This window comes from Micromonospora sp. NPDC001898, from assembly GCF_042891255.1.
GTDB lineage: Bacteria > Actinomycetota > Actinomycetes > Mycobacteriales > Micromonosporaceae > Micromonospora.
Genome location: NZ_JBIATC010000003.1, coordinates 248,972 through 273,977, shown reverse-complemented (window position 1 = coordinate 273,977; position 25,006 = coordinate 248,972). Strand labels below are relative to the sequence as shown.

The window sequence follows — 25,006 nt, the reverse complement described above, 5'->3', positions numbered from 1 at the left end:
CAAGTCGACCGCACGGACCGGACGGGGGCTTCCCGGCTGATGGACGTTCGTGATTACCTCCGGGCCGTCCGACGCAGCTGGTGGCTGGTCCTGCTCGCCGTCATGGTGAGTCTCGGAGTTGCCGCTCTGGTCACGGTCCAGACGAAGCCCCGGTACGTCGCCTCGGTGACCTACTTCGTCACCGTCCCCAACCAGGGGGTCAGTGAGGCGTACCAGGGCGGCATCTTCATGCAGCAGCGCGTCAAGTCGTACGCCGACCTGCTGAAGAGCGACCGGCTGGCGCAGAGCGTCGTGGCGAAGAACCCGATCGGGCTCACCGCGGAGGAGGTGCAGGCCAGGATCGGCGCCAGCACCGTCCCCGACACCGTCCTGTTGCGCGGCACCGTCACCGACACCGACGCGACGCGGGCGCTGCGGCTGACCGAGGCGGTCTCCGCCCAGTTCGTCGAGCTGGTCAAGGCGGTGGAGACACCCCCCGAGGGGCGGACCGCCCCGATCAAGGTGGAGGTGATCAGCGGACCCCGGGTCAGCTCCGCACCGGTGTCGCCCAAGCCGCCGCTCAACCTCTCCGTCGGCGCGCTCGCCGGCCTGCTCGTCGGCTTCGGCCTGGCCGTGCTCCGGACCCGGTTCGACAACCGGCTGCGGGACGCGGTCGGCCTCCAACGCGCCACCGGCAGCCCGCTGCTCGGTGAGATCCCGTTCGACCCCACCGCGCGCACCGCGCCGCTGATCGTCGGGGACGCGGCCAGTTCGCCGCGCGCCGAGGCGGTCCGCAAGCTGCGGACGAACCTGCGCTTCGTCGACGTCCACGAGCCGGCCCGGGTCATCGCCGTGACCAGCGCGTTGCAGGGGGAGGGCAAGACCACCCTCTCCTGCAACCTGGCCATCGCGCTCGCCGAGGCCGGCTGGCGGGTCGCCCTGGTCGACGCCGATCTGCGCCGGCCGAAGGTGGCCGAGTACCTGAACCTGGAGGCGAGCGTCGGGCTGACCGACGTGCTGCTGGGCGACGTCAGCGTGGGGGACGTGGTGCAGCGATGGGGCGACAAGTCCCTGCTGGTGCTGCCCGCCGGCTCGGTCCCGCCCAACCCCAGCGAGCTGCTGGGCTCCAAGGCGATGGCGGACCTGCTGCTGGTGCTGCGGGAATCGGCGGACATCGTCGTCATCGACACCGCCCCGCTGCGGACCGTCACCGATGGCGTCGTCGTGGCCGTCCAGGCCGACGGGGCGCTGGTGGTCAGCCGGTACGGGCGTACCGACCGGGGCCAGATCGCCGCCGCCGCTCAGGCGCTCCAGTCGGTCTCCGTCCGGCTGCTCGGCTGCGTGCTCAACATGGCCAAGCTCGGCCGCGCCGAGACCGACCAGTACGAGAGCTACCGGATCGACGTGCCTCCCGCGCCCGTCGCCGCCCCGGCCGGGCGGGTGGGCAAGCCGGCGGCGGCCCCCAGCAGCGGGTTCGTCGGTCAGGAGCGGGCCGCCGACCCGACGCAGGAACTCACCCGGCTGCCTCGATGAGCGCCGTGACCGGTGTCAACGACCGCTCGATCTCCTGCGCGCAGCGCCGGAAGTCCAGTGGCGTGCCACCGATCGGGTCGACGAGGTCGTCCTCGGCCGTGGTGGTCGGCTGCAACCGCCCCCGGGCCTGGGCCGCCGCCCGCGCCGCCGCGCGCAGCGCCCCGGCGTCCGTGGTGTCCGGCGCGTCGGCCAGCCCGGCGAGCCGACCGAACTGGCGCAGGGTGAACACGCGGTGCAGTGCGGCGGGGGCCAGCGACACGCAGGCCGCCCGCTGGCGACGGGTCGCGGTCAGCACCAGCGCGGCGTCGGCCAACTGGCCGGCGGTCAGCGCCCGGCTGCGGAACGCCGCCGGATCGCGGCCGGTCCCGGCGGCCACCTGCGCCGCGTACGGGTGCATCGGCCGGCCGTCCACGGCGGCCGTGCCGGCGCTGGCCACCTCGACCGGCAGCTTCGCCAGCAGCCAGCCGGCCAGGTACTCGGCCATCGGCGAGCGGCACATGTTGGCGTGGCAGACGAACAGGATCCGGTCGGCCATCGGAGACTCCCCCAGCGGTCTGGTCGTGCGTCGGCCCGACGCTGTGCCGGCACCGGCCGAGGCGGCGCCCGTGGGCAGCGCGTTGCCGGCATCGTACGCAGGCGGAACCACGCAGGGTGGCCACGCCGCGCCGGAAGGTGACCTCCGGGGTGGGGGTGCCCGGTGAGGATCGGCATCCTGGCGTACCACTTCCCGCCGGAGCCGGCGTTCATCCCCGGCAGCCTTGCCGAGGGGCTGGCCGCCCGCGGCCACGAGGTTCGCGTGCTGACCGGCTTTCCCGACTACCCGGGCGGCCACGCCTATCCGGGCTGGCGGCAGCGGTGGCGCTACGAGAGCCGCAGCGAGCGGCTGACCGTGCGCCGGGTGCCGCGGTGGACCGGTGGGGACGCCTCCGTCCGCGCCAGGATGGCGAGCTGGCTGTCCTTCGCCGCCAGCGCCGGGACGATCGGCCGGGGGCAGCTCGCCGGCGTCGACGCCCTGTACGTCCACCAGTTGCCGCCGACGACCTTCGCCGCCGTCGGGCTGCGGCGCCTGCTGGGCGCGGTCCCGACGCTGCTGCACGTCCAGGACGTGCACCCGGAGCTGCCCGGGCCGGCGGAGGCGGCACGCCCCTGGGCGGCCCGGCTCGCCGCTGCCACCCGTCGGCTCTACCGCTCCGCCGACCTGGTCGCGGTCGCCGCCCCCGCCATGCGCGACCTGGTGGTCGCCGGTGGCGCCGACGCCGACCGGGTGCGGGTGGTGCTCAACTGGACCGACGAGCGGCTGTTCCGCCCCGCCGAGCCGACCCGGGAGGCCCGCCGGCTGGTCCGGGGCGACGGCCGCTGCGCGGTGATGTACGCCGGCACCATCGGCGCCCGGCAGGGCCTGGAGACGGCGGTCCGCGCCGCCGCCCCGCTGCGCGGCACGATGGACCTGGTCCTGGTCGGCTCGGGCCCCGACGAGGGGCGGGTACGGGGGCTCGCCGAGGAGTTGGGGGCCCGCAACGTCCGGTTCGTCGCGCGCCGGTCGCCGTTGGAGATGTCCGACCTGTACGCCGCCGCGGACTACCAGCTGGTGATGCTGCGCGACCTGCCGGAGCTGCGCGGGAGCGTACCCGGCAAGCTCCAGGCGGCGTTCAGCTCCGCCTCGCCCGTGGTGGCCTCCGCCGGGGGAGACACCGTGGAGATCGTGGAACGGGCCCGGGCCGGGCTGTCCTGCCCGCCGGAGGACTGGGCCACCCTGGCCGACCGGTTCTGGCTGGCCGCCACCATCCCGACGCCGGCGCGGCTGGAGATGGGGCGGCGCGGCCGGGAGGCGTACCTGCGCGACATGTCCACGCGCGGCGGGGTGGACCGCGTGGAGGAGCTGCTGTACGAGGTGGCCGGGCGGCATCGCGGTTCGGACCCACCGGAAGGAAACCCCCGAACGGGACTCGACGTCTGAAAAAGCGCGATTTTGCCACGCAACCTGCCCGATGCGTGCTAGAAAACGATGAATCATCATTTCTGTCCGCTTCACGACGGGAGCAGGTGTGAGCGAAACCGTGCGGCCCCACCGCCGTCGGCGAAGATCCCGACGGCGTACCAGGGCGCGGGTACGCCGCGTCCTGCTCACCGGCCTGATCGTCGGCTCGCTCGTCGCGGTCGGCGGCGGCTGGGTCGGCTTCCGTGGCTGGCAGGCCCGGGCCCACCTGCTCAACGCCGCCGGGCTGGCGCGGCAGCTCAGCACCGAGGTGGTCGGGGCCGACGCCGACCGGGCGCAACGCACCCTCGCCGCGCTCCAGGAGCAGGCCGCCGCAGCCCGCGACGCCACCGCCGATCCGGGCTGGTCGGTCGGGCGGCACACCCCGTACGCCGGGGACGACCTCGCCGCGGTCCGCGAGATCGCGGTGGCCGTCGACGAACTCGCCCGGGACGCGTTCCCCGCCCTGCTGCGCACCGACCTGTCCACGCTGCTGCCAGGCAAGGGACGGCTGGACGTCAGCCAGCTCCGGGCCGTCTCGGCCCAGCTCACCGGCACCGACGAGGTCGTCCGGCGTACCAACGCCCGGCTCGCCGCCGTGCCCACCACCGGACTGGTCGACCCGGTCCGACAGGCCGTGACCGACCTGCGGGCCGAGACCGACCGGCTGGCCGCCTTGACCCGGGCCGCCGACCAGGCCGCCCGCCTGCTGCCGAACCTGCTCGGCGCGGACGGGCCGCGCAGCTACCTGCTGGTGTCGCAGAACCCGGCGGAGCTGCGGGCCACCGGCGGCATGTTCGGCGCGTACGCGGTGATCGAGGCAGAGAACGGCCGGCTCCGGATGGGCGCACAGGACGCCGTCGCCAGCCTGGGCCGCTTCGACCTGTCCGCGAAGCTGAGCACCGAGGTCCGCAACCTCTACACCGATCTGGTCGGCACGTATCCGGCGGACGTCAACCTGACCCCGCACTTCCCGACCGCTGCGGCGCTCTTCCGGGCGATGTACCGCAAGCGCAGCGGCACCACGGTCGACGGGGTGCTCGCGGTCGACCCGGTGGTGCTCTCGTACCTGCTCAAGGCCACCGGACCGGTGCCCGTGCCGGGCAACACCACCCTGGTCAGCGACAAGGTGGTGCACACCCTGCTCTCCGACACGTACCAGCGGCTGGACCAGGCCAGGCAGGACGAGTTCTTCGCGGCCTCCGCGGCGGCGGTGTTCAGCACCTTCTTCACCCGGGAGGTCGACCCCCGGGCGTTGCTGTCCGCACTGGACCGCGCCATCGGCGAGCGGCGGATCCTGTTCTGGAGCGCCCACCCGGCCGAGCAGCGGGTCATCGCCGGCAGCCGGTTGGGTGGGGCGCTGCCCGAGCAGGAGAACGTTCCCACCGTCGGCGTGTTCCTCAACGACGGCAGCGGCGCGAAGCTCGGCTACTACCTGCGGCCGTCGGCGACCCTGACCGTGGGGGACTGCCGCCCCGACGGCCGGCGGCAGCTACGGCTGAGCTTCACGCTCCACTCGACCGCGCCCGCCAGTGGGCTGTCCCCCTCCGTCCTCGGCCTGGGCCTGGCCGGGGACCCCTACACCGCCCGCACCCTGGTGTCCGTCTACAGCCCGGCCGGCGGCGCGGTGCTCGCCAGCCGGCTCGACGGAGTCGACCTGCGGGTCGGCAGCGGCCTCGAACGGCGGCGACAGGTCGTCATCGCCAACGTCGAGGTACGCCCCGGCGTCACCCGGACCCTCGATGTCGACGTGCTGACCGGCAGGACCGGCAGCGGAGACGCCGAACTCTGGCTCACCCCCACCGCCACCCCATGGACCACCCAAGTTAAGTCCGCACCACACTGTGACCAGTAGGAGGGAACCAATCATGCGGCTATCCCGCATCATCATGGCGCTCACGGTCGGTCTTGCCGTCGTGGCCGCGCCGACCGCGGCGGGGGCGGCACAGCCGCAGCCGGCACCGTCGCCGTCCGGCACACAACAGCCGCCGCAGTACCCGCCGCAGCCCCCGGCGCTGACGGCCAACCCGTCGACGATCGTCCTCGGTCAGACCGTCACCCTGACCGGTGCCGGGTTCGGGCCGAACGAGTCCGCCGAGCACGCCGTGTCGACGACGCCACTCGCCGCCGGCCTGCCCGGTCAGGCGCCGGCCCGCCGCAGCGACGGCAGCACCGTCGCGATGGCCCCGGTGGCCTACCAGGCGGCGGCGCCGTCGCGGTTCACGGTGAAGGCCGACGCGGCGGGCAAGTACTCCACCCGCTACACGCCGAGCGTCACCGGGCGGCTCACGTTCACATCCGTCGGTGCCGACACGGGCTGGACGGCGACCGCGACCCTGACCGTGCTCCCACGCGAGCGGCCCACACCGACACCGACCCGCAAGCCGCACGGAGGGCTGCCGGTGACCGGTGACAGCATCAGCACGCCGCTGGCCGTCGGTGGCGGGCTGGTCGGCGTCGGTGTGGTGCTGACGCTCGCCGGGCTGGCCTGGCGTCGCCGCAACCGCTTCGGCACGGGGTCGACGCGCTGACCGTCCTGACTGCCCGGGCTACCGCGTGACACGGTGCCCGCCGGGTTGTTCACCGGCGGGCACCGTGTCACGCGCGCTGCCGACGGGGAGCCTCGCCCTCGGCCGGGGTGGTCAGGGATGAGTGGAGGGCTGGGGGGCCCGGCGGCTGCGGTGGATGTCGATCAGGGCTGCGATCAGGGCCAGCGCGATGATGCCGGCGGCAAGCAGCAGCGAGTGTCGGAACGCCGTCGACCAGTCCCCGCCGGTGTCCGCCAGGGACGAGAAGAAGACCGCGCCGACGGCGGCGATGCCGGCAGCGGAGCCGATCCGCTGACCGGTCTGGAGCATTCCCGCGCCGCTGCCCGCCTGCCCCACCGGAACCTGGGACAGGGTGAGGGTCTGGTTCGGGGCGATGACCAGGCCGCTGCCCAGCCCGGCGATCAGCAGCGGTACCGCCGTGAGCAGGGGCACCGAGCCGTGCGGGTCGCCGCGCAGCACGAACACCACCGCGCCGAGGCCGAGCACCACGGCGAGCAGGCCCACGGCGACCAGCGGGCGGCCGTACCGGTTGACGATCCGGCCGCCGAGCGCGGACGCGGCGGCCGAGCCGAGGGCGAACGGCGTGATGGCCAGGCCGGCGATCAGCGCGCTGTAGCCGAGACCGTTCTGGAGGTACAGGGTGAAGATGAAGAAGATCGCGGTGAAGCCACCGAAGTAGACCAGCGCGATCAGGGCTCCGAGGGTGTACGAGCGGAACCTGAACAGTCGCAGGTCGAACAGCGGCGTCTCGTGCCGGGCGTACCACCGCTCCCAGAGGCCGAAGCCGGCGAGCGTGACCAGGCCGGCGGGAACCAGGGCCCACTTCCACGGGCTGTGCCACTGTTCCCGCTGCACCAGCGGCAGGAGCAGGAGCAGCACGCCGACGGCCAGCAGCAGCACCCCGACCGGGTCGAGCCGGTGCCGGGACACGCCGACGGACGGGCGGGCGGGCAGCAGCCGCCAGCCGAGCAGCACCGCGACGATCCCCACCGGTACGTTGACGAAGAAGACCCACCGCCAGCCGTGCTGTTCGCCGCCCGCCTGGATCAGCAGCCCGCCGAGCAGCGGGCCGACTGCGGTGGAGATACCGATCGTGGCACCGAGCAGGCCGAACGGCCGGGCCCGTTCCGGGCCCCGGAACAACTGCTGGATCATGCCGGTGACCTGCGGGTTGACGATTCCGGCGGCGGCGCCCTGCAGCAGCCGGGCACCGACCAGCCACTCGGGTGATCGGGCCAACCCGGCCAGGGCGCTGGTCAGCGTGAACAGGGCGATCCCCAGGACGAACGCGTTGCGACGGCCCCGGGCGTCGCCGAACCGTCCGGCCGGCACCAGCACCAGGCCGAAGGTGAGCGCGTACCCGGACAGAACCCATTGCAGGTCGCTCGGGGTCGCGCCGAGCGACCGGTCGATGGACGGCACGGCGACGTTGACGATGCTCACGTCGAGCAGCGTCATGAAGGCGGCGACCAGGCCGACCCCGAGGGCCTGCCAGCGCCGTCGGTTGTCGACGTTGTCGGCCCCGTCGGCAGCATCCGCCGACTGGCCCGGTCGGTCCGGCCGTCCTGGGCTCATGGCGGTGCCCCCCGTCGGCCGTCGATCACGTGTCAATGATCGCTATCCGGGCCCACGCGGGGCAATCCGGGGCCTCGCGCCGGTTCACGCCATCTGGCGGGCGCACCAGCGCGGGCCGAAGTCCAGCCCCGCCATCGGTGAGTCCTCCCGGTGCAGGAGGTTCTTCTCGGTCAACATGTGCAGCGGCGCGTGGATCTCGTCCTGGGGCAACCCCGACTCCTGCGCGATCATGTCGGGATAGGGAACCTGTCCACGGGACTCCAGCGCGGCCACCGCCTGGTAGACCCGCTCCTCGACATCCGACAGCCGTACCTGCTGCATGACTTCCTCCTCGACGTGACCGCCCGGCAGGGGGCGGGACTGCGCTGGACGGTTACCCGCCGCCCCACGGTTGATGCCTGCCCGATCGTGCGGTTCCCGCCGGCCCGTACCCGCTGCGCCGCCCGGCTTTCCGTCCGGCGGTGCCCTAGGCTTCATCCGTGATCATCTGGGACCTCGCTGTCGTCGGTGGCGGCCCCGCCGGGCTCTCCGCCGCCCACGTCGCGGCCCGCGCCGGGCTGCGCACCCTGGTCGTCGAGCGGGCCGCGCACCCCCGGTACAAGACCTGCGGCGGCGGCCTGATCGGCACCTCCCTCGCGGCGGTCGGCGACCGGATCGACGTGCCGGCGCACGACCGGGTGGACCGGGTGACGTTCACCCGGGACGGGCGGCGCGAGTTCACCCGCCGGCACGCCGACGGGCCCCTCGTCGCGATGGTGCGCCGCGACGAGTTCGACGACCGGTTGCGCGCCGCGGCGGTCGCCGCCGGGGCCGAGGTGCGCGAGCGGGTCGCCGTCCGTGCCCTGGAGCAGGACCCCGATCAGGTACGCCTGCGGCTCGCCGACGGCGACACCGTGCACGCCCGTACGGTGATCGGCGCGGACGGCTCCTCCGGGGTGACCGCCCGGCACGTCGGCGTCCGGTACCGGCAGGTCGACCTGGGGTTGGAGCTGGAGCTGCCGGTGCCCGAGGAGGAGCAGCTCCGGTGGCGCGGCCGGCTGCTGCTGGACTGGGGGCCGATCCCCGGCTCGTACGCGTGGGTCTTCCCCAAGGGGGACAGGTTGACCGTGGGGGTGATCGCCGGACGGGGCGCGGGGGAGCGGACCCGGGAGTACCTGCGTGACTTCGTCGACCGGCTGGGCCTGTCCGGGGTGACCCCGGAGCACGACTCCGGGCACCTGACCCGCTGCCGCGAGGACGACTCGCCGCTGCGCCACGGCCGGGTGCTGGTGACCGGGGACGCGGCCGGCCTGCTGGAGCCGTGGAGCCGGGAGGGGATCAGCTACGCGCTGCGCTCCGGCGCGCTGGCCGGCGCGGCCGTCGCCGAAGGCGACCTGGACGGCTACCAGCGCGGCGTGGAACGGGACCTGGTCGGATCGATGCGGGCCGGGCACCGGCTGCTGGACGTGTTCGCCCGCCGGCCGGACGTCTTCCACGCCCTGCTGGCCACCCCGCCCGGGTGGCGGATGTTCGTCCGGTTCTGCCAGGGACGGGCGAGCTTCGACGAGACGCTGAACCGGGTGCCGGTGCGGGCGGCGCTGGCGCTGCTGGACCGGCTCCCACCGGCCCGCCAGGTCCGTTCGACGCCAGTCGTGTCCCGGTGAGCGGCGGGGCTGCCGGCACCGGCTGAAACGGCACGCCGACTCACCCAGGGCCCCGGCAAAGTCGTGAGGGTCTCCGGCTTGGCAGGCCCCCAGGGGATGCGCTCGCCGCCGACACCATCGGCCCTGCCGGGTCGGCCTTTGCCGGGTCGGCCTGCCCTGCGTCGGCACCTATGGAGCTGCCCCGTTTGTGCTGTCGATGGAGTGGGAGCGTGGACGCAACCCTCCGCTATGTAAGCCCTTTGACGAGAGATGCCGAACCTTTCCGGCGGACGAGAAATGCCGAACCTTTCCGGCGACAGCCCTCCTTTCGGACGGACGGAAAAGAGGGCTGTCGCGCGGTCCGAACCGATCAGGCGCTCGGGAACTCCACCGGCTCGCCCTCGCGGACCAGCTTCCAGTTCGGCACGTAGAAGTCGGCCGGGTCGATGGTGCCCCGCTCCTGCGCCCAGTCGATGAGGAGCTGGCGGATCTCCTGCTGTGCGTTGTAGACCTGGGTCTTCACGATGCCCGGGAAGTTGCCGCCGCCGCTGCGCCGGTAGTTGTTCACCGCGACCACGAACTGCGCGTCGTCGGCGACCGGGGTGCCGGTGCCGGGCAGGACCAGGCGGGTGATCCGCTGGCCGACCGGCCTGCTGATGTCGATGTCGTAGTCCAGCCCCGAGAAGACGTCGTAGTTGTAGTCCGGGACGGCCGGGTCGCTGATCGTCGCCGGGTCGACCGGTGCGCCGACTGCGAGGGTGGTGAAGTACTTCGCCGAGTACTCCAGGTAGGCCCGCACCTCGGCGCCGGTGAGGACCACCGCCTCCAGGGTGTTGTCGAAGACGTACAGCCCGGCCACGTCGCGGATGCGCACGTCACCGGCGGGGAAGACCGCCGTACGGCTGAACGGGGCCGCGATCGACAGCACCGGCAGCCCCGCGTACGCCGTGCCGGCCAGCGCGTCCGTGACGACCTCGGTCTGGACGTGGTTGATGAAGTCCAGGATCGGGGTGTCCTGGTACCGCGAATCGGCCGCCGACAGCTCCACGGTCGACTGGGCGACCACCGTGTTGACGTACGCGACGGTCTTGTTGTGCTGGCCGCGCACGGCCGCGAGCACCGCCGGGTCCTCGACCACCGTGTTGGTGTTCAGCATGGTGGCGTGCTTGGTGGCCACCTTCCAGCGGCCCCGCTCCCGGGTGAGGGTGAAGTCCATCCGGGTCAGCCGCTGGCCCCACTTGGACGGCTCGGAGAGCAGCACCTGGACGCCGGTCCTCGTGTTCGTCACGAACTTCTCGACGACCTCGTTGTGCGCGTGGCCGAACAGGATCGCGTCGATGCCCGGGACCCGCTCGGCGATCATCGTGCACGGGTTCTCGTTCGGCAGCTCCGGGCCGTAGCTGGAGGTGCCGCTGTCGCCGCCGTGCGCGGAGACGACGACGACGTCGGCGCCGCGCGCCCGCATGACCGGCACCCACCTGGCGGCGGTCTCCACCATGTCGGCGAAGACCAGCTTGCCCTCGACGTTGGACTTGTCCCAGATCGCCACGCCCGGGTTGGTCAGGCCGAGGATGCCGACCTTCAGCTTCGGCGCGCCGTGCCCACCGAGCCGGACCTCCTTGATCACGTACGGCAGGTACGCCGGCTTGCCGGTCGCCTCGTTGACCGCGTTCGCGGCGAGGGCCGGGAACCCGAGCTGAGTGATCCACTTGGCCAGCAGGGGCAGGCCGTAGTTGAACTCGTGGTTGCCCAGCGTCACCGCGTCGTACTTCAGGATGTTCATCGCGTTGGCCATCGGGTGCGTCGCACCGGTGGTGGTGATCGGCTCCTGCTTGGCGTAGTACGTGGCCAGCGGCGTGCCCTGGATGGTGTCGCCGGAGTCGAGGACCAGGGTCGCCCTGCCCCGCCGCTCGGCCCGGATCTGGTTGACCAGGGTGGCCAGCTTCGCGACGCCGACGTCGTTGTGCTTGCTGTCGTCGTACTCGGCGTCCCGGTAGTAGTCCCAGTTGTACACGTTGCCGTGGGTGTCCGAGGTGCCCAGGATCGTCAGGTCCCAGGTCTTCGGGCCCTTGGACCCGGCCGCCTGCGCGGGCGCGCCCGCGATCAGGGGTGCGGTCGCGGCGGCGGCGGCGACGGCCAGCACCTGGCGGCGCGACGCGCCGGAGGAGGAGGTCATGAGGTGCCTTTCCATGGGGGTGGGCGCAATTCGCGGGCGCCGTTGCGCACCCTAACGAGCCGCTGTCCCTCCCGCCACAGGAGCCGACATGCTTTACAACCGGTGGGGACGTCAGCGGGGCCAGGCGGCCAGCCGGGCCCGCAGCCGCGCGACCTGCGCCGCGTCCAGGCCGTACCGGGCGAAGCGTCGGTCGGGCAGGCGGTCCAGGTAGCGGCCGGCGTCCCGGACGTCCTCCGGTTCCAGCGCCGGGTCGAGCTGCCGGGCCAGGCCGAGCAGCTCCGCGACCGAATAGTGGTCGAGGGCGGCCCCCACGTCGATGAAGTCCCGGACCTCCCGCCGGTTGACCAGCGCCGCCGTCTTGTTGGCCACCAGGTCGCGGATGTCCATCACCGGCCCGAGGTCCATGACCACCGGGCTGCGGTACCGGTCGAGCCGGGCCAGGCTCAGCCGGATCTGCCGTGGCCCCCGGCTCACCACGAAGTCCTTCATGTCCCGGTCGAACCCGGCGAACAGCTCGGCCAGGTCACTGCCCGGGTCCGCGTCGGTCACCTCGAAGCCGGCGCGCTCCAGGGCGGTACGCACGCCGGTCGCCGCCGCAGCGGCTGCCCCCTCGACATCGGCGAAGAGGTCCACGTCCTCGGTGGGGCGGGAGAACAGCCCGTGCGCAGCCCAGGCGACGCCGCCGCCGAGCACGAACCGGTGGCGGCCGGCGACCGACAGGGCCACCCGGGCGACCTCGCGGTAGAACTCGTCCGGCGGTGCGGCGTCGTTCACGCCGTGCGGAGGACCCGGTCGTCCCGCAGGGCCCCGTGGCGGTGCTCCCACGCCGCGCGGACCCCACGGGGAAGGTTGAGCATGGGCCACACCTGGCGCAGCAGGTGACCGTTGACCAGCTCCCGCAGGTCGTCCGCGTGGGTGGTCTCGCGCAACACGTTTTCGTACATCCAGAGCAGGTCGTCCGGGTCGCCCAGGTCGAAGGTGCGGTGCAGGTTCCACATCAGGCGTACGGGCAGCTCGACGACCCCACGCGTGGGGCCGGTCAGCTCGGCCAGGGTGGGGGTGACGACGGCCGGGCGGCCCGGGCGGGCCAGGAAGGCCACGTCGGCCGAGGTGGGGGAGGCTACGCCCTGCATGGTGCCAGGGTAACGCCTGGTCCGGCCGGCGCGGTGCTCGTGCCCGTCCCCCGTTCGGTCGATATGTCCCCGGCCGGCCCGCGCGTCCGGTACGAGGAGTCGACCGTCCTGCCGGCGCCTGACCGTGGTGGCCCGTCTGAGTCGAATGTCCGGTTCGGGGTGACCGGTGACACCCGTCCGGTGGAACATGGGCCGGCCCGGGGTCGTTACACATGGCGGACGATCGAGTAGCGCACCCCGCGGCTGAGCCGGCCGAACCCCGGTGGAATGCGGGTCGGCCGCCGGTCGTTACACATGGTCCCGCCGCCATCAGCACCCCCCTGCGGGTGCGGTGAGCCGCCGGACGACTTCCCCCCTTGTTCTTGATCTGTTGGGCGCCTCGACGTGGTGCTCACACCCCCCGTCCTTTCCCCGGGCGGGCGCGTGTGTCGACCCCCGATTGGAGTCACCCCCCATGAACACGATCATGCGTAAGAGCGTTCTCGGTATCGCTGGTCTGGCGTTCGCTGGTGGTCTGGCCGCCGGTCCGCTGAATCACGCCACCACTACTGGGACCGTCGAGTCGGCCATGCCGGCCGCGGTGGCCGTGCAGGCCGACAAGCCGGCAGTGGACAAGGCCAAGCTGATCCCGCACGGCGTGCAGGGTGAGCAGTCCCGTATCGCGCTCGGCGACGAGCAGACCGCCAACGTGAAGGCGATCGTGGCGGCGACGAAGAAGGCCGGTATGGACGAGCGGGCCGCCGTGATCTCGATCGGCACCTCTTTGCAGGAGTCGAAGTTGGAGAACCTGGGTCACCTGGGCGACCGTAACGACCACGACTCGCAGGGCCTGTTCCAGCAGCGCCCCACCTCCGGCTGGGGCACCCCCGAGCAGATCACCGATCCTGAATACTCGACCCTGGCGTTCCTGAAGGGTCTGAAGCAGGTCGACGGGTGGCAGGACATGCCCCTGACCGAGGCCGCCCAGACCGTGCAGGTGTCCGCATACCCCGACGCGTACGCGCAGTGGGAGCAGCAGGCCGCCGACCTCGTCACCGAACACTGGAACAGCTGACACCCGCACCACCGAACAGCCAACCGGCCGGGCCCCCGACAAGGGGGCCCGGCCAGCGGCGTCTGCCACTGGCGTCGGCCGATGCGTTCGCCGGTACGTACGTCGACGACGGGCCGAGCCCACCGGGGGCGCGGTGGACCCGGCCCGGACCTCACTGGGCGACGTACTCCCGCAGGTGGGTGGCGGTCAGGGTGTCACCGTGCGCGACGAGGTCGGCGGGAGTGCCGGTGAAGACGACCCGGCCGCCGTCGTGGCCGGCGCCCGGGCCGAGGTCGATGATCCAGTCGGCGTGCGCCATCACCGCCTGGTGGTGCTCGATGACCACCACGGTGTTGCCGGCGTCCACCAGGCGGTCCAGCAGGGCCAGCAGGTTGTCGACGTCGGCCAGGTGCAGGCCGGTGGTGGGCTCGTCCAGCACGTAGGTGTGTGCCTTCTCGCCCATGTGGATGGCCAGCTTGAGTCGTTGCCGCTCGCCCCCGGAGAGGGTGGTCAGCGGCTGGCCGAGGCCGAGGTAGCTCAGGCCCACGTCGGCGAGGCGGTCCAGCACCGACCGGGCCGGCCCGCCGGGGAAGAAGTCCCGGGCCTCGGTCACCGACATGGCGAGGACCTCGCTGATGTTCTTCCCCCGCAGGGTGTACGTGAGCACCTTCGGGGTGAACCGGCGGCCCTCGCACTCCTCGCACCTGGAGGCGACCCCGGCCGTCATGGCCAGGTCCGTGTAGATCACCCCGATGCCCTTGCAGGCCGGGCAGGCGCCCTCGGAGTTGGCGCTGAACAGGGCCGGCTTGACCCCGTTGGCCTTGGCGAAGGCGGCCCGGATCGGGTCGAGCAGGCCGGTGTAGGTGGCCGGGTTGCTGCGCCGGGACCCGCGGATCGGGGACTGGTCGACGACCACCACCCCGGTGCGGCGGGGGAGCGAGCCGTGGATCAGCGAGCTCTTGCCGGAGCCGGCGACGCCGGTCACCACCGTCAGCACCCCGAGCGGCACGTCGACGCTGACGTCGCGCAGGTTGTGCAGGTCGGCGCCGCGGATCGGCAACTGCCCGGCGGGTGGCCGGACCTGCTCGCGCAGGCTGACCCGGTGGTCGAGGTGCCGGCCGGTCAGGGTGTCGGAGCGGCGTAGCCCGGCGACGTCGCCGGTGTAGCAGACCCGGCCGCCGTCCGGACCGGCTCCGGGGCCGAGGTCGACCACGTGGTCGGCGATCGCGATGGTCTCCGGCTTGTGCTCCACGACGAGCACCGTGTTGCCCTTGTCGCGCAGCCGCAGCAGCAGGCCGTTCATCCGGGCGATGTCGTGCGGGTGCAGCCCGACCGTCGGCTCGTCGAAGACGTACGTGACGTCGGTGAGGCTGGAGCCGAGGTGGCGGACCATCTTCACCCGCTGCGCCTCGCCCCCGGACAGGGTGCCCGACTCGCGGTCGAGACTGAGGTAGCCCAGGCCGATCTCGACGAGCGAGTCCAGCAGGTCGCGCAGGTTGCCCACCAGCGGCGCCACGGACGGGTCGGTGACCGCCCGGACGAACGCGGCCAGGTCGCTGATCTGCATCGCGGAGCACTCGGCGATGTTGCGGTCGGCGATCCGGGAGGACAGGGCGGCCTGGTTGAGCCGGGCGCCGCCGCAGTCGCCGCAGGTGGTGAACGTGACGGCTCGCTCGACGAACGCCTTGATGTGCGGCTGGGCCGGCTCCTTGTCCTTGCTCAGGTACAGCCGGCGGACCTTGACGACCAGGCCCTCGTACGTGAGGTTGCCGCCGCCGACCTTCAGCTTGGTGGCCGGTTTGTGGAGGAAGTCCTGCCATTGCTCGGGCGTGTAGTCCTGGAGCTTGGCGTCGGGGTCGAACAGGCCCGAGGCGACGAAGGACTGCCAGTACCAGGAGTCGACCGCGAAGTTCGGCACCGTGATCGCCCCGTCGTTGAGCGACCGCTCGACGTCGACGAGTTCGTGCACGTCGAGGTCGGAGACCCGGCCCATCCCCTCGCAGGTGGGGCACATCCCCTCGGGGAGGTTGAAGCTGAACGCCCCGGCCGCCCCGACGTGCGGCTGCCCGAGCCGGCTGAACACGATGCGCAGCATGGCGTACGCGTCGGTGGCGGTCCCCACCGTGGAGCGCGAGTTCGCCCCCATCCGCTCCTGATCGACGATGATCGCGGCGCTGAGGTTGCGCAGCGAGTCGACGTCCGGCCGGGCCAGGCTGGGCATGAACGACTGGAGGAAGGCGCTGTAGGTCTCGTTGATCAGCCGCTTCGACTCGGCGGCGATGGTGCCGAAGACGAGCGAGGACTTGCCGGAGCCGGAGACCCCGGTGAAGACGGTGAGGCGTCGCTTGGGGATGTCCACGGAGACGGACGCGAGGTTGTTCTCCCGGGCACCGCTTACCTCGATCATGTCGTGGCTGTCGGCGACGGTCCGAGTCGGCTGCTGCATGCGAACCCTTCGGGCGATCGTGGGCAGGGTGAACCCTGCCCGGTTGCTGGTGCTGAGCCTGGCCGGTTCAATCATCTCATTGACCCTCGCGTTGAAACTTTCGCGGCAATGCGGCGTGGTCAACAGCGGGAGTGGGCGGAAAAGTCTCAAACAGCGCGCGAGCTGGACGGTGACCGCCGTGGCGGAGCGGCAGCCGTGGGCGCGGTCCGGCGTGCGCGTGGCCCGCCCGTCGGTGCCGGACCCTGCCGGTTAGGGTGCTGGGCATGAGAGCCCCGGTGCTGGCCGCCGCCGCTGCCGCCGTCCTCCTCGCCGGTGCCGTCCCGGCCGTCCCGGCCGCCGCCGCGCCGGCTGGCCGGGCCAACACGGCGGTGCCCTGCCCGAAGGCGGTGGCGCCGAAGGTGCCGCGCTCCCCGAAGCCGACACCGCCGCCGTCGGTGCCGGAGCAGCAGGCGGTGGGCGGCGCGGCGCTGGCCGCACCGGGCCTCGTCGCACCGGCCGGGGCCACCCCGCCGCCGGCGGTCACCGCCACCTCCTGGCTGGTCGCCGACCTGGACACCGGAGCGGTGCTCGGCGGCTGCGGCCCGCATGAGTACGCCACCCCGGCCAGCGTGCAGAAGCTGCTGCTGACCGCCACCGCGCTGCCGAAGCTGGACCCGAAGCAGGTGGTGACGGTCACCCACGCCGACCTCGACATCGCCCCCGGCAGCTCCGCCGTCGGACTGCTGGAGGGCGGTCGCTACACCGTCGAGACGGTCTTCCTCGGGCTGCTGCTCCAGTCCGGTAACGAGGCGGCAAACGTGCTGGCCCGGCTCGTCGGCGGTCCGGCCGGGGCGGCCGGCGGGGTCCGGGCGATGAACGCCGAGGCGGCGCGCCTCGGTGCCCTGCAGACCCATGCCGTCACTCCCTCCGGGCTGGACGGGCCAGGCCAGTTCACCAGCGCGTACGACCTGGCGCTGATCGCCCGGGCCTGCTTCGCCGACCCCACCTTCCGCCGGTACGCGCTGACTGAGAGCACCCGGATCCCCGCCCAGCCGGCGCTGCGGAAGAAGGGCTTCCAGATCCAGAACGAGAACCAGCTCATCTACCGCTATCCGGGGGCGCTGGGCGGGAAGACCGGCTTCACCGACTACGCCCGGCACACCTACGTCGGCGCGGCGCAGCGCGGCGGACGCCGGCTGGTGGTCACCCTGCTCGGGGCCGAGCCCAGCCCGATGCGCGGCTGGGAACAGGGCGCCACGCTGCTGGACTGGGGCTTCTCGCTGCCCCGGGACGCCTCGGTGGGCCGTCTCGTCTCCCCGGGGGAGACGGTCGCCAACGGCACGCCGTCGGCGTCCGCGTCGCCCGGAGCGGCGGTCTCACCCGTGCCCCGGGCGGTGGCCGCCGACCGGGTCGCCCGCCCCGGCCGGGCCGCGTCGTGGCCGGTGGTCGTGGGGGCCGCCGCCGCTGCCGTCGTCGTGGCCGCGCTGCTCACCACGGCGCTTCTGCGTCGCCGGCGCCGTCGGGCCTGAGCCTCCGCCGTCGGGCCTGAGCGCCCGCCGTCGGGCCTGAGCCCCCGCCGGCTGACGCCCCCGGAGCAGGCAGCCGGGCGCGGCGCGGTCACCGCCCGGCCTGGGCCGGAGGAGTCAACCCGCGTCGGGCGAACTCGTCGACCTGCTGCCGCGTGGCCCAACCGTGACCCGTGCTCCGCTCCCTATGGAGCTGCCCGCATGAACGGGGCACTCCAGGGTGCCCTGCTCCGCGTGTCGCCGTCGACAGGAGGACCGCCGAATCCATAGACTGCGATCTTTCTGGATCCACCAGCCCAGGAGGACGCCCCGTGTCGAGGTCATCCCGTCGGCAGTCGGCCCCGCCGTTGCCGGCCCACCCCCGCAGGACGCGTACGCTGTCCCGCCTCACCGGTGTCGCGCTGCTCGCCACCGCACTGGTCGGCGGCAGCGGCGTCGCCGCCGTGGCAGCCCCGGCCGCCGCCCGGGGAGGTGCGGTCCCGGCCGCCGCCGCGCCGCCGAGGACGACCCCGGGGCCGTGCGCGTACACCGAGACGCCGGACGAGCCGGCCGCCCGGCCCGTCCCGCTGCCGCCCGATCCCCGGCGGACGCCGGGTCACGGCACCGTGCGGGTCACGCTGCGGACGAACCAGGGCCCGATCGGGCTGACCCTGGACCGCGAGCAGGCGCCCTGCACGGTGCAGAGCTTCCTGCACCTGGTCCGGCACCGGTTCTACGACCGCACCCCGTGCCACCGGCTGACCGCGTACCCGACGCTCAGCGTGCTCCAGTGCGGCGACCCGTCGGGCACCGGCTCGGGCGGGCCCGGCTACCGGTACGCCGACGAACTGCCCACCGACCTGCCGCCCGCGCCGACGGACCCGACCGGTGTGCGCAAGGTGTACGCCCGGGGTGTGCTCGCCATGGCCAACGCCGGCCCGGACACCAACGGCAGCCAGTTCTTCCTGGTGTACGCCAACTCGGCGCTGCGCCCCAACTACACCATCTTCGGTGAGGTGGACGCGGCCGGCCTGGCCACCCTGGACCGGATCGCCGCCGGCGGTATCGCCCCCACGGCCGAGGACCCGGCCCCGGTCGACGGCGCGCCGGCGCTGCCGGTGGAGATCCGCCGGGCGGCCCGTGGGCGGTGAGTATCGATCGCCCCACCCGGGAGCGGGATCCCGCCGGTTCACCATGAAACAGGCCGGATACTGCTAGAACGGTGTGCATGGGACAGCAACGCCGGCCGGCCCGTACACCCCTCCCCGCCCCCGGGGGCCGACCTGCCTCCTCCCGCCCAGGCCTCCCTCGCGGATCGATCAAGAGGTTTACGTCGGAATCAGAGATCAGACCTGACGTAAGCCTCTTGATCCGCGCCGCATGGCGGGTGGGGGGTCGGCGGTGGGTGGTCGGAGGGCTGGTACGGGTCGTCGTCGGGGGAGTGGTGTTGTTGGCGGGGTGTTCCGTGTCGGGGCCGTCCGGGATCGGGGCGTCCGGGGTCGGGGCGTCCGCGTCGGGCGGGGGCGAGGTGGGGGTGCCGGGGGAGTTCGTGGTGCTGTCCGATGTGGATCCGAGCATCGGGTCCGACATCCGGTACGCCACCGCGCACAACTTCGTCGGCCGGCCGATCGCCGGGTACCGGGAGCCCCTGTGCCTGCTCACCCGGCCCGCCGCCGAGGCGCTGCGCCGGGTGCAGCAGGCCGCCCGGGCGACGGGCCACAGCCTCAAGGTGTACGACTGCTACCGCCCGCAGCCCGCCGTGGACGACTTCGTGGCCTGGGCGAAGCGCCCCGAGGAGGAGCAGGCGAAGGCCGAGTTCTACCCCGGGGTGGCCAAATCGCGACTGTTCGACGAGGGCTACCTCGGTGCGCCCACCGCGCACAGCCGGGGCAGCACCGTCGACCTGACCCTGGTCGACGACCCGCCGGCCGGCCAACGCCCCTACGTCCCCGGCGAGCCCCTGGTCGCCTGCACCGCGCCGAAGGGCGACCGCTTCCCGGACAACAGCGTCGACATGGGCACCGGCTTCGACTGCTTCGACCCGCGTGCCCACACCGCCGACGGTCGGGTCACCGGAGCCGCCCGGGACAACCGGGAACTGCTGAAGCGGCTGATGGCCGACGGCGGGTTCACCAACTATCCGCGTGAGTGGTGGCACTACCGGTACGACGACGAGCCGTACCCCGAGACGTACTTCGACTTTCCCGTGGCCCGCCCGTCCGGCTGACCCGGCGGGTGCCGTCCGACCGCGCCGACCGGCGGCACCGGCGCTAGGCTCGCCCGGCGAGAGCATCGCCCCTCGGCGGCCTCCGGCCCGTCGAGCGTGGGTTCGGGCCGTCGGCGACCGGAGAGGACCCGGACATGACCACCGAGCGGATCGGCCCGCCCCTGATCGCCGACGAGCGCGAGATGCTGCGCGCGTTTCTGGACTTCCACCGCGCCACCCTCGCCATGAAGTGCGAGGGTCTCACCGACGAGGAGCTGCGCCGGCAGTCGTCCCCGCCGTCCACGCTGAGCCTGCTCGGCCTGGTCCGGCACATGGCCGAGGTGGAGCGCACCTGGTTCCGCCGGGTGATCGGCGGCGAGGACGTGCCGCTGGTCTGGTCGGAGACCGGCGACTACCAGGAGGCGTACGACGCCCGCACCGCCGGCGCGTCCGAGGCGTTCGAGGCGTGGCGGCGGGAGGTCGAACACGCCCGGCGCATCGAGCGGGAGGCCGGTTCGCTGGACGTGGTCGCCCACAACCCCCGCTGGGGCGAGGACGTGTCGCTGCGCCTGGTGATGCTGCACATGATGCACGAGTACGCCCGGCACAACGGCCACGCGGACCTCCTGCGCGAGGCCGTCGACGGCTTGGTCGGCGTCTGAACCGCCGCTGAGCCCGATCCGGAGGGCTGCCCGGAGATCCTGGGCGGCCTCGGCCCCTCCGGGGGCCGGTCCTCACGCCCCGTTGGGCGGGCGCAGCGGCAGCCAGGCCAGCACGTCACGGATCTTCGCGTCCCAGTATGCCCAGTCGTGGGCGCCGGGGGAGAAGTCCACGGTCAGCGGCACGTCACGCCGCCGCGCCGTCTCGACGAACCGGGTGTTGTCGTCGAACAGGAAGTCCTCCGTGCCGCAGGCGACGTAGAGCGCCGGCAGGTCCTCCCCGGCGCGCTCCAGCAGCGCCATCGTGTCGTCGTCGCTGCCCGGGGCATGCCGGTCGCCGAAGACGGGGTGCCACACGGCCGGGTCCACGGGGCTGGTCGGGTGGTCGCGCCGCCGGGCGAAGTCCAGCGCCCCGGAGAGGCTGGCCGCCGCCGCGAACCGGCCCGGGTCGCGCAGCGCCCACTTGACCGCGCCGTACCCGCCCATGGACAGGCCGGCGACGAAGGTGTCCTCGCGCCGGTCGGAGAGCCGGAAGAACGACCGGCACAGCTCGGGCAGTTCGGCACTGAGGAAGGTCCAGTACCGCTTGCCGTGCTCCTCGTCGGTGTAGAAGCTGCGTCCGGCCTGCGGCATCACCACGGCCAGCCCGAGTGGCGCGACGTACCGCTCGATGGAGGTGCGCCGGGTCCAGACGGTGTCGTCGTCGCTGAGGCCGTGCAGCAGGTACAGCACGGGCGGGTCGCCGTCCGGCGGGCTGCCGGCCAGGCCGATCCCGGAGCCGGCCGGGTCCGGCAGGAGCACGGTCATCGAGGTGCCCATGCCCAGCACCTCGGAGTGGAAGTCGCAGCGGATCAGCGCCATGGGCGTGGATGCTACGCGTCCTCGGCCGACGTCCCGGCCGGTGCGGCGGCGTCCCGGGGCGGGACCGGCCAGGCAGGAATGATTTTTGCCCGGGGCGTCCGAGAGGCTAGATCAAAGGTTTACCAGGCTGTAACGTCCGCGCTGCTGGACCTGTCACAGAGAAGTGGGAGTCAGTGATGAGCGACGTGTCGACGGCCCTGGGTGTGCGCCTCTACCCCGACCTGGTCGAGCTGGGCGGGCTCGCGTCCGCGCTGGCCCTGACCGCCACCCGGTGTCAGGTGGACGTGGGCCGGATCAGCGCCCCCGAGCAGGGTCGGAGCCGGTTCACGTGCGCCGAGCTGATCTCCGAGCGGGGGACGATCTGCGTGGGGCTGGGATCCCAGGCCCGCTACTTCATGGTCGACATCTCGGGCTCGGACGGGTCCCGGGCCGACGGCGACACCACCGACCTGGACCAGGTCGTGCGGATCGCCGACGCCTGGCGCGGCGGAGCGGGGTTCGCCGAGCTGCGCGCCCGCTTCCCCTTCCTCGACCACGTGACCGAGCCGGTCGGCGAGGGCATCGCGCTCGCCTGACCGGCACCCGCCCGCCCCGGCGCGCGTTCGGCCGCCGCCGCGGGCCTCGGACTGCGAAGGCGGGGCCGGACGATGCTGTCCGGCCCCGCCTTCCGTACGGCATCAGGTCAGTTGACGCTGATGATGGTGCCGGCCCCGTTCGGGTACTCGATGTAGCCCGTGTGCCGCCCGGCGGGCACTGCCGACCACTTCGCGGTGACCGTCAGCGGGGTGCCCGGGGTGACCTTGGGGTTCTTGGGGGACACCGTCAGCTTGCCGACGCCACCCTGGCCGGTGACCAGGTTCGCCTGCACCTTGAAGGGCGTTTCGGTGGTTCCCGGCAGGTCCGCCAGGGTGATGATCGTCATCTGGTACAGGCCCGGTTCCGGCCTGGCAAAGGTGAGGCGCAGGTCATTGGCTGACACGGTCCAGTCAAGGAAGACCACACCGCCGTTCACCACCCGGAAGACGATCATGGCGATCTCCGCCTGAGGGTTGTCCGCGCGTGCGGTGAACTCGACGGCCTTGGTGCCCTTGGCCACCGTGACCGGGAAGTCCTTGCCCCAGACGTCGGTGACGTTCACCGCGCCGGGCGTCGGCGGCCCCGCCACCATCCCGTAGGTGGTGATCGGGAGCTTCTTGAGCGCCGGGGTCACCTCGAAGGACACCGAGCCTGCGGCGCCGGCGCCCCGGACCTCGGTCGGCGCGAGCACGCTCTGCGGGGTCACCACGATCGGGCTGCGAACGGCGGTGCCGCCACCGTGCCAGGTCAGCGAACCGATGGTCGGCACGCCGGCGGGAGCCGTCTTGAGCTCGATGGTGACGGTGAACTGCTTGGTCTCCCCCGCCTTCTTGAAGCGCAGGGTGGACGGGCTCACCTTGACCTTCAACCCGGGCAGGTCGACCGCGGCGTGGTACACGCCGGGGGTGACGGCGGTGATCTTACGGGTGACCGTCCGGGTGCCGAAGAGCTTGCCGACGCCGATGGACGGGTAGTTCAGGTCGCTGCCCTGGATCGGCTTGACCCCGGAACCGGTCCGGACGCCCAGCCCTTCCAAGTAGGCCAGCCAGTCCTGCTCCGACGTGTCGTAGACCAGACCGGGGTTGAGCATCTTGGCCGGGTCGACGTGGCCCGCGCCCTGGGCGAAGACGTCGCTGCTCCGCTTCCCGGTGGCGGTCTTGGTGGGGAAGGTGGTGGTCATCATCGCGGACTTGACCCGTGCCGGCGACCAGTCCGGGTACTTGGCGAGGTAGAGCGCGGCCAGGCCGGCGATGTGCGGCGCGGCCATCGAGGTGCCGGAGTAGAAGTCGAAGTTCTTCCCCTCGGCACCCGGCGGGGCCACGGCCGCGAGGATCGCGACGCCGGGAGCCGCGATGTCCGGCTTCAGCAGGTCCGGGTGGCGCTCCGAGGGACCACGCGAGGAGAACGCTGCCACCTGTGGGTACGGCATGGTCGGGCCGGTCGGCAGCAGGGTCACCTGCGCCCCCGCGGTCGCCGCGTAGTCCAGCACGGCCTGCGTGTCGGGCGAGTTGATGTGCACGGTCGGCACGCTGTGCAGGTCTCCGCTGAGGTCCTGGTCACTCGGGTTGGCCAGCACCATCCCGACGCCGCCGGCCCGGTTGACCTCGGCGGACTTGATCGGCCGTGCGATGACGCCACGGAGGCAGACGACGACCTTGCCGGTGACCTTCGCCGGGTCGAGGCTGCCGGTCATGCAGTTGTCCGCCGCGGTGTCGTCGGCGGAGGCGGCCTTCGCCGCCCTGGAGGCGATCAGGGGCTTGGGTCCGAACGCCGCCGCGACGGTCGTGCTGGTGCCGTTGAAGCGGGCCCCGTTGCCCAGCTCCACGCTGGCCGGGTAGGGAGCGACCGTGCTGGCGCCGACCGTCATCGCCCACGGCACGGTGTTGTCCATCGTCGACGCGTCCGGACCGGAGTTGCCGGCGGACGCGGAGACGAAGATGCCCGCCGCCGCCGCGTTGAGGAAGGCGAGTTGGGTCGGGTCGTCGGGCCACGATTCGGTTCCGCTGCCCACCGAGTAGTTGATCACATCGACGCCGTCGGCCACCGCCTGGTCGATGGCGGCGACGATGTCCGACGTCTGCCCGCCGGTCGTGTCGTCGTCGATGCCCTGCCAGAGTGCCTTGTAGACCGCGATCGCCGCGCCCGGCGCGACTCCGGAGATCTCCCCGAAGTTGACACCCTGCTCGGTGACGGGGACAGCGGTGTTGCCGGCCGCCGTGCTCGCGGTGTGGGTGCCGTGTCCCTGCGCGTCCCGGGGAGAGACGTAGTCCTTCCGCTTCTCCGCGGGAACGCGCCTCAGCCAGCCATCACCGAAGTACCGGGCGCTGATGACCTTCTCGTTGCAGAGGGTCACGGCGAACTGCTCGCCGGTCTGGCAGGTGCCGGTGAACGTGCCGCCGTCGGACTTGTGCATGACGGTGGCCGTGCCCTGGCGGTACGGCCGGTACGGATCGGCCGCCGTGGGCGCGGTGGCGTCGAGCGCCGGCGCGGTGAACGACGCGCTCTCCGGCCAGACCCCGGTGTCGATCACACCGACGACGACGCCCTTGCCGGCGTTGGCCGTGCCGCCGAGCTTGGACCACACGCCCCGGCGACCGGAGAGACCGAGGAAGTCGACGGAGTTGCGGTCGTCGGTGGTCTTGAGCAGCCTGTCGGGCACCACGGAGAGCACGCCGCCGGTGACCAGCAGCTTAACTGCCTGCGCCCGGGTCAGCTCCGCGACGAAGCTGTTCGAGGCGACGGAGTTGCTCCTGAGCGCCTTGGCGCCCACGCTGCGCGCCACCTTGGTGTGCTTGTCCGTGAGGTGGCTGCGGTAGCGCTGGGCGTTGGCGGTGCCCACGTCCACCTTCTTGCCCTTGCCGGGCTTGGTGCCGGCGATGCCGGCGACCCCGCCCTCGTAGGTCGCCAGCGGCTTGTCGGCCAGGGTCACGATGTAGGTTTCGCTGCCCCCGGCACTCGAGGGCAGGACACTCGGCAGCGCCGGTGGCTCCGGCTGGGCGGACGCCGGGACCGGGCTGATCGTGATCGCCAGGGCCACAGCAGCTACCGCCGCGCCATAGCGGGAGGTTTGTCGGATCCTACGGGCCATTGCTCCTCTTTGGGGGGCTTGGAGACGAAGAGAGCCTGTCCACGCCGGCAAGATCGCCAGGTGGGATGGTGAGTAGTGAACGTCTCAGGCCGAAATAAGTCGAGATATCTT

20 protein-coding genes are annotated in these 25,006 nt (G+C 72.7%); 11 read left to right on the top strand and 9 right to left on the bottom strand.

What is annotated here, in order from left to right; genetic code table 11:
• Window positions 1-39: 39 nt before the first annotated feature.
• On the top strand, window positions 40-1,512 hold the full coding sequence (locus tag ACFYZF_RS09110) for a polysaccharide biosynthesis tyrosine autokinase (protein WP_387017482.1): 1,473 nt from the start codon (window positions 40-42) through the stop codon (window positions 1,510-1,512).
• Here ACFYZF_RS09110 and ACFYZF_RS09105 read toward each other — a convergent pair.
• Window positions 1,493-2,047: a low molecular weight phosphatase family protein gene (locus tag ACFYZF_RS09105; RefSeq protein WP_387017480.1), complete on the bottom strand. Its 555-nt coding sequence runs from the start codon at window positions 2,045-2,047 to the stop codon at window positions 1,493-1,495. The genes ACFYZF_RS09110 and ACFYZF_RS09105 overlap by 20 nt on opposite strands.
• A gap of 162 nt (window positions 2,048-2,209) precedes the next feature.
• On the opposite strand from ACFYZF_RS09105, the gene ACFYZF_RS09100 reads away from it, so the two are divergent.
• The 3 genes from ACFYZF_RS09100 to ACFYZF_RS09090 all read left to right on the top strand — a co-directional run bounded on the left by ACFYZF_RS09100 (window position 2,210) and on the right by ACFYZF_RS09090 (window position 6,018).
• Window positions 2,210-3,469, top strand: coding sequence for a glycosyltransferase family 4 protein (locus ACFYZF_RS09100; protein WP_387017479.1), 1,260 nt, complete (start codon window positions 2,210-2,212; stop codon window positions 3,467-3,469).
• An 88-nt stretch (window positions 3,470-3,557) separates the two neighbouring features.
• Window positions 3,558-5,342 (top strand): DUF4012 domain-containing protein, encoded by a 1,785-nt coding sequence (locus tag ACFYZF_RS09095; protein WP_387017478.1) that lies wholly within the window; start codon window positions 3,558-3,560, stop codon window positions 5,340-5,342.
• Window positions 5,343-5,355: 13 nt separating this feature from the next.
• Entirely contained in the window at window positions 5,356-6,018 is a 663-nt protein-coding gene (locus ACFYZF_RS09090) for an LPXTG cell wall anchor domain-containing protein (RefSeq protein WP_387017476.1), read from the top strand.
• Between the two features lie 111 nt (window positions 6,019-6,129).
• Here ACFYZF_RS09090 and ACFYZF_RS09085 read toward each other — a convergent pair whose 3' ends face one another.
• Entirely contained in the window at window positions 6,130-7,611 is a 1,482-nt protein-coding gene (locus tag ACFYZF_RS09085) for an MFS transporter (protein WP_387017474.1), read from the bottom strand.
• Between the two features lie 84 nt (window positions 7,612-7,695).
• Window positions 7,696-7,932: a hypothetical protein gene (locus ACFYZF_RS09080; protein ID WP_350889386.1), complete on the bottom strand. Its 237-nt coding sequence runs from the start codon at window positions 7,930-7,932 to the stop codon at window positions 7,696-7,698.
• 158 nt (window positions 7,933-8,090) lie between these two features.
• On the opposite strand from ACFYZF_RS09080, the gene ACFYZF_RS09075 reads away from it, so the two are divergent.
• Complete coding sequence (locus tag ACFYZF_RS09075) at window positions 8,091-9,254, top strand: geranylgeranyl reductase family protein (RefSeq protein ID WP_387017472.1); 1,164 nt, start codon at window positions 8,091-8,093, stop codon at window positions 9,252-9,254.
• Between the two features lie 349 nt (window positions 9,255-9,603).
• Here the strand turns inward: ACFYZF_RS09075 and ACFYZF_RS09070 are convergent, their stop codons facing one another.
• The 3 genes from ACFYZF_RS09070 to ACFYZF_RS09060 all read right to left on the bottom strand — a co-directional run bounded on the left by ACFYZF_RS09070 (window position 9,604) and on the right by ACFYZF_RS09060 (window position 12,542).
• Window positions 9,604-11,409: a bifunctional metallophosphatase/5'-nucleotidase gene (locus ACFYZF_RS09070; RefSeq protein ID WP_387017470.1), complete on the bottom strand. Its 1,806-nt coding sequence runs from the start codon at window positions 11,407-11,409 to the stop codon at window positions 9,604-9,606.
• Between the two features lie 111 nt (window positions 11,410-11,520).
• Window positions 11,521-12,183 carry a nucleotidyl transferase AbiEii/AbiGii toxin family protein gene (locus ACFYZF_RS09065; protein WP_387017468.1) on the bottom strand — a complete coding sequence of 221 codons (663 nt, stop codon included), beginning with the start codon at window positions 12,181-12,183 and terminating at the stop codon, window positions 11,521-11,523.
• Window positions 12,180-12,542 (bottom strand): hypothetical protein, encoded by a 363-nt coding sequence (locus ACFYZF_RS09060; RefSeq protein ID WP_387017466.1) that lies wholly within the window; start codon window positions 12,540-12,542, stop codon window positions 12,180-12,182. The genes ACFYZF_RS09065 and ACFYZF_RS09060 overlap by 4 nt, the downstream gene beginning before the upstream one ends.
• A gap of 454 nt (window positions 12,543-12,996) precedes the next feature.
• Between ACFYZF_RS09060 and ACFYZF_RS09055 the strand changes: the two genes are divergently transcribed.
• Window positions 12,997-13,596, top strand: a complete 600-nt coding sequence (locus tag ACFYZF_RS09055) for a hypothetical protein (RefSeq protein ID WP_387017465.1) — start codon at window positions 12,997-12,999, stop codon at window positions 13,594-13,596.
• Between the two features lie 151 nt (window positions 13,597-13,747).
• On the opposite strand, the gene ACFYZF_RS09050 is transcribed toward ACFYZF_RS09055, so the two are convergent.
• Window positions 13,748-16,021: an ATP-binding cassette domain-containing protein gene (locus ACFYZF_RS09050; protein WP_387017463.1), complete on the bottom strand. Its 2,274-nt coding sequence runs from the start codon at window positions 16,019-16,021 to the stop codon at window positions 13,748-13,750.
• A 263-nt stretch (window positions 16,022-16,284) separates the two neighbouring features.
• On the opposite strand from ACFYZF_RS09050, the gene ACFYZF_RS09045 reads away from it, so the two are divergent.
• The 4 genes from ACFYZF_RS09045 to ACFYZF_RS09030 all read left to right on the top strand — a co-directional run bounded on the left by ACFYZF_RS09045 (window position 16,285) and on the right by ACFYZF_RS09030 (window position 20,373).
• Window positions 16,285-17,529: a D-alanyl-D-alanine carboxypeptidase family protein gene (locus ACFYZF_RS09045; RefSeq protein ID WP_387017461.1), complete on the top strand. Its 1,245-nt coding sequence runs from the start codon at window positions 16,285-16,287 to the stop codon at window positions 17,527-17,529.
• Window positions 17,530-17,837: 308 nt separating this feature from the next.
• Window positions 17,838-18,656: a peptidylprolyl isomerase gene (locus tag ACFYZF_RS09040; RefSeq protein WP_387017460.1), complete on the top strand. Its 819-nt coding sequence runs from the start codon at window positions 17,838-17,840 to the stop codon at window positions 18,654-18,656.
• 332 nt (window positions 18,657-18,988) lie between these two features.
• Complete coding sequence (locus ACFYZF_RS09035; RefSeq protein WP_387018377.1) at window positions 18,989-19,732, top strand: M15 family metallopeptidase; 744 nt, start codon at window positions 18,989-18,991, stop codon at window positions 19,730-19,732.
• Between the two features lie 134 nt (window positions 19,733-19,866).
• A complete protein-coding gene (locus ACFYZF_RS09030) occupies window positions 19,867-20,373 on the top strand; it encodes a DinB family protein (protein WP_387017458.1) in 507 nt (168 codons plus the stop codon).
• A 72-nt stretch (window positions 20,374-20,445) separates the two neighbouring features.
• On the opposite strand, the gene ACFYZF_RS09025 is transcribed toward ACFYZF_RS09030, so the two are convergent.
• Complete coding sequence (locus ACFYZF_RS09025) at window positions 20,446-21,231, bottom strand: alpha/beta hydrolase (protein ID WP_387017457.1); 786 nt, start codon at window positions 21,229-21,231, stop codon at window positions 20,446-20,448.
• 176 nt (window positions 21,232-21,407) lie between these two features.
• On the opposite strand from ACFYZF_RS09025, the gene ACFYZF_RS09020 reads away from it, so the two are divergent.
• Complete coding sequence (locus tag ACFYZF_RS09020) at window positions 21,408-21,806, top strand: hypothetical protein (RefSeq protein WP_387017455.1); 399 nt, start codon at window positions 21,408-21,410, stop codon at window positions 21,804-21,806.
• A 107-nt stretch (window positions 21,807-21,913) separates the two neighbouring features.
• Here the strand turns inward: ACFYZF_RS09020 and ACFYZF_RS09015 are convergent, their stop codons facing one another.
• The gene (locus ACFYZF_RS09015) at window positions 21,914-24,844 is read right to left on the bottom strand and encodes a S8 family serine peptidase (protein WP_387017454.1); all 2,931 of its coding nucleotides are present in this window, start codon (window positions 24,842-24,844) and stop codon (window positions 21,914-21,916) included.
• Between the last annotated feature and the right edge of the window lie 162 nt (window positions 24,845-25,006).

What these genes read in the sequence shown, in the direction of transcription:
- ACFYZF_RS09030 (WP_387017458.1), top strand. Translation starts at nt 19,867, where the DNA reads ATGACCACCGAGCGGATCGGCCCGCCCCTGATCGCCGACGAGCGCGAG.
- ACFYZF_RS09080 (WP_350889386.1), bottom strand. Translation starts at nt 7,932, where the DNA reads ATGCAGCAGGTACGGCTGTCGGATGTCGAGGAGCGGGTCTACCAGGCG.
- ACFYZF_RS09020 (WP_387017455.1), top strand. Translation starts at nt 21,408, where the DNA reads ATGAGCGACGTGTCGACGGCCCTGGGTGTGCGCCTCTACCCCGACCTG.
- ACFYZF_RS09060 (WP_387017466.1), bottom strand. Translation starts at nt 12,542, where the DNA reads ATGCAGGGCGTAGCCTCCCCCACCTCGGCCGACGTGGCCTTCCTGGCC.
- ACFYZF_RS09045 (WP_387017461.1), top strand. Translation starts at nt 16,285, where the DNA reads ATGAGAGCCCCGGTGCTGGCCGCCGCCGCTGCCGCCGTCCTCCTCGCC.
- ACFYZF_RS09025 (WP_387017457.1), bottom strand. Translation starts at nt 21,231, where the DNA reads ATGGCGCTGATCCGCTGCGACTTCCACTCCGAGGTGCTGGGCATGGGC.
- ACFYZF_RS09110 (WP_387017482.1), top strand. Translation starts at nt 40, where the DNA reads ATGGACGTTCGTGATTACCTCCGGGCCGTCCGACGCAGCTGGTGGCTG.
- ACFYZF_RS09050 (WP_387017463.1), bottom strand. Translation starts at nt 16,021, where the DNA reads ATGCAGCAGCCGACTCGGACCGTCGCCGACAGCCACGACATGATCGAG.
- ACFYZF_RS09090 (WP_387017476.1), top strand. Translation starts at nt 5,356, where the DNA reads ATGCGGCTATCCCGCATCATCATGGCGCTCACGGTCGGTCTTGCCGTC.
- ACFYZF_RS09085 (WP_387017474.1), bottom strand. Translation starts at nt 7,611, where the DNA reads ATGAGCCCAGGACGGCCGGACCGACCGGGCCAGTCGGCGGATGCTGCC.
- ACFYZF_RS09055 (WP_387017465.1), top strand. Translation starts at nt 12,997, where the DNA reads ATGAACACGATCATGCGTAAGAGCGTTCTCGGTATCGCTGGTCTGGCG.
- ACFYZF_RS09105 (WP_387017480.1), bottom strand. Translation starts at nt 2,047, where the DNA reads ATGGCCGACCGGATCCTGTTCGTCTGCCACGCCAACATGTGCCGCTCG.
- ACFYZF_RS09070 (WP_387017470.1), bottom strand. Translation starts at nt 11,409, where the DNA reads ATGACCTCCTCCTCCGGCGCGTCGCGCCGCCAGGTGCTGGCCGTCGCC.